We start from the raw sequence: 3279 nt of genomic DNA, 5'->3' as shown, positions 1-3279 counted from the left end.
GCCAGCATCGCCTGCCGCGCCTCGGGCGTCAGCGGCAGGGCCTTGCCCTCCTGCGCCTCCGCGCGCGTCAGCAGCTGGTCCAGCGCGGCGTCGTCCAGTCGCTTCAGCACATAGACCTGACTGCGGGACAGCAGCGCGCCGTTCAACTCGAACGAGGGGTTCTCGGTCGTCGCGCCGACGAGGGTGACGATCCCCTCCTCCACGAACGGCAGGAAGCCGTCCTGCTGGGCGCGGTTGAAGCGGTGGATCTCGTCCACGAACAGCAGGGTCGACTGGCCTGCGGCGCGGCGCATCCGGGCGGCCGCGAACGCCTTCTTCAGGTCCGCCACGCCGGAGAAGACCGCGCTGATCTGCTGGAACTGATAGCCGGCCGCCTCGGCGAGCAGCCGGGCGATGGTGGTCTTGCCGGTGCCCGGCGGGCCCCACAGGATCATCGAGCCCAGCCGCCCGGCCTCGACCATGCGCCGGATCGGCCCGCCCTCACCGAGCAGGTGATCCTGCCCCACCACCTCCTCGAGCGTGCGGGGGCGCAGCCGGTCCGCCAGCGGGGCGTGGGGGGGATGAATACCGGAGGCTTCGAACAGGTCTGACATGGACGGTCAGAGATAGACGGCGCCGCGCCTGATTTCACGCGTTAGTATCGGCCCCATGCCCAGGAGACCCGCCATGTCCGATCATGACGCCCAGACCGTCGGCCTCGCGCCGCACCTGACCATCCCCTCGCGCGGCGGGCAGGCGGCGGTCGAATTCTACACCCGCGCCTTCGGGGCCGAGGAAGTGCTGCGGCACATGGCCGAGGACGGCGAGCGGCTGATGCACGCCCACCTGCGGATCAACGGAGGAGCCATCTTCCTCAACGACGAATTCCCCGAATACGGCGGCGAGCCGGATATCGCGCCCAAGGGCGTCACCATCCACCTGCAGGTCGACGACGCCGACGAATGGTGGAACCGCGCCCTCCTCGCGGGCGGAACGCCGGTCATGCCGCTGGCGGAACAGTTCTGGGGCGACCGTTACGGCCAGCTCCGCGACCCGTTCGGCCACAGCTGGTCGATCGGCGGTCCGCTCAAGGCCTAGGGCGATCACGCCGCTCGATCAGCCGATGCGGCCGGTGATCGTCTGGCCCCGGCGACTGATCGTCAGCTCCGACCCGCGCGCCACGTTCGACACCTGGTCCGCCGAGGTGATCGGGCGTCCGTTGACCGCGAGGATGATGTCGCCGCCCTGCAGGCCGATGCGCTGTGCGTAGCCGCCCCGCTGGATCCCACCGATGATGACGCCGCTGGCGAACGGATCGCCGCCGAGGCTGTCGGCGAGGGCTGGATTGAGGGCCAGGACCTGAGCGCCCGACAGCGCGCCCGACTGGATCACGGTGGCCCGGTCGACGTCCGCGTCTCCCGGCAACCGCTGGGCCCGGGCGCCGATCTGCTGCGTCCGGCCGTCCCGCAGCACCGTCACCTGCACCGTCTCGTTCGGCTCGCGCGTGCCGACGCGGTAGTTGAGGCCGCTTTGATCGTTGACCTCGGCCCCGTCGACGGCGGTGATGATGTCGCCCTCGCGGATGCCGGCCCGGTCGCCCGGTCCACCCGGATAGACCTGGCTCACCACCAGCCCCTGCGGTCGCTCGAGACCGAGACTGCGGGCGATGTCGGCGCTGACCGCCTCGCCCTTCACCCCCAGCCATGGCCGGACCACGGCGGTGGCCCCGCCGACGGCGGAGTCGACCACCCGCTTCACCATCGTCGCCGGCACCGCGAAGCCGACGCCCGACGACGAACCGGAGCGCGAGAAGATGGCGGTGTTGATGCCGATCAGGTCGCCGTCCATGTCCACCAGCGCCCCGCCCGAATTGCCCGGATTGATCGCTGCATCGGTCTGGATGAAGGAGCCGCTGTCGCTGATGCCCGTCTCGGTCCGGTTCAGGGCCGAAATGATGCCGTTGGTGACCGTCTGGCCGACGCCGAAGGGATTGCCGATCGCCAGCACCAGATCGCCGACCTGCTGTTCCTCGCGGTCGTCGATATCGAGGGTCGGCAGACGCTCGGTGACGCCCTCCAGCTGCAGCACGGCGATGTCCGAGCGCTCGTCCGCCAACACGACGCGGGCGTCGAATTCGCGCCGGTCGTTCAGGGTCACGCGGATCCGCTGCATGCCCTGAATGACGTGGTTGTTGGTCACCACAATGCCGTCCGGGCGCACGATGACGCCCGAGCCGACCGAGCCGGTCTGCCGCTGGCCTGGAATGCCCCAGAATGGATCGCGGACCTGCTGAACGCCGACGGCGGCGATGTTGACCACGGCGGGGGCCGAGGACCGCACGACGGGCGCGAAGCTGGCCTTCATCGACGAGGCGTCGCCGGGGATCACCCGGTTGTCGGCGAAGACGCCGTCCTGCGCCTTGCTGTCGTTCGACTGCCCGCATCCGGCGAGGACCAAGGCGGCGGCGATCAGGAGCGGGCGGGTTTTCATGGTCATCCCTGGGGAAAGGCGGGTGCAGGCGTCGCCATTCCGCCTCCGATTTGGGACCGGATCAAGGCGTCGGCGGGGCCTGAACGGGCGCCCGGTCTCGCCGTTCCGCGCCGCGGCCGACAAGCCAGCCGATCACCGCCCCGGCGAACAGGACCAGGGCCGCGAGATAGAAGGACAGGCCGGGCATCTGGATCAGGGCCCCCTCTCCCACCGATAGCGAATAGACCCAGCCGAAAAACAGCGGCGACATGACGCCCGCGATTGAGGCGACGCTCATGTTCGCGCCCTGCAGCTGGCCCTGCTCGTCCTCGCCGACGCGGCGGGTCATCAGCGACTGCAGCGTCGGCATGGCCAGACCCCACAGGGCGTTCGGCAGCATGGCGGCGATGAACCACAGGCCGTCCGGGGCCCAGCCCATGGCCGCGATCCCGACGGTCCCGCCGACCAGCCCGACCACCATGGTCGTCCGGTCGCCCAGCCGCTTGACGACCGGACCGACCAGACCGCCCTGCACCCCCATGTCCAGCACGCCGACCAGCGCCAGCAGCAGCCCGACCTCGCGCGGTCCCCAGCCGTAGCGCCATGCGGCGTAGAGGACGAACACCGCCGAAAAGACGTGGTGGGCGAAATAGAGCAGGAAGTTCACGATCGAGAGGCCGCTGAGCTCCGGGTGACGCCGCAGCAGGATCAGCGATCCGACCGGATTGGCCCGCTTCCAGCTGAACCTCATCCGCTTCTCGACCGGCAGGCTCTCCGGCAGCACCAGCAGGCCGTAGAAGAAGGCGACGGCGGACAGGCCCGCGGCGAACC

4 protein-coding genes are annotated in these 3279 nt (G+C 70.0%); 1 reads left to right on the top strand and 3 read right to left on the bottom strand.

Annotated features, from left to right (window positions below; genetic code table 11):
* Positions 1–593: AAA family ATPase (locus VGB60_RS09965; RefSeq protein WP_331038109.1), on the bottom strand; the 593-nt coding region annotated here is incomplete at its 3' end.
* 73 nt (positions 594–666) lie between these two features.
* On the opposite strand from VGB60_RS09965, the gene VGB60_RS09960 reads away from it, so the two are divergent.
* Positions 667–1077, top strand: a complete 411-nt coding sequence (locus VGB60_RS09960; protein WP_331038108.1) for a VOC family protein — start codon at positions 667–669, stop codon at positions 1075–1077.
* 18 nt (positions 1078–1095) lie between these two features.
* Here VGB60_RS09960 and VGB60_RS09955 read toward each other — a convergent pair whose 3' ends face one another.
* Both VGB60_RS09955 and VGB60_RS09950 read right to left on the bottom strand, forming a co-directional pair.
* Positions 1096–2469, bottom strand: coding sequence for a trypsin-like peptidase domain-containing protein (locus VGB60_RS09955; protein WP_331038107.1), 1374 nt, complete (start codon positions 2467–2469; stop codon positions 1096–1098).
* Positions 2470–2530: 61 nt separating this feature from the next.
* The coding region (locus VGB60_RS09950) for an MFS transporter (protein ID WP_331038106.1) at positions 2531–3279 on the bottom strand (749 nt) is incomplete at its 5' end.

Source organism: Brevundimonas sp., assembly GCF_036399195.1.
Taxonomy (GTDB): Bacteria; Pseudomonadota; Alphaproteobacteria; order Caulobacterales; family Caulobacteraceae; genus Brevundimonas.
The sequence above is the reverse complement of the archived record's forward strand: the minus strand, read 5'-3'. Positions and strand labels throughout refer to the sequence as shown.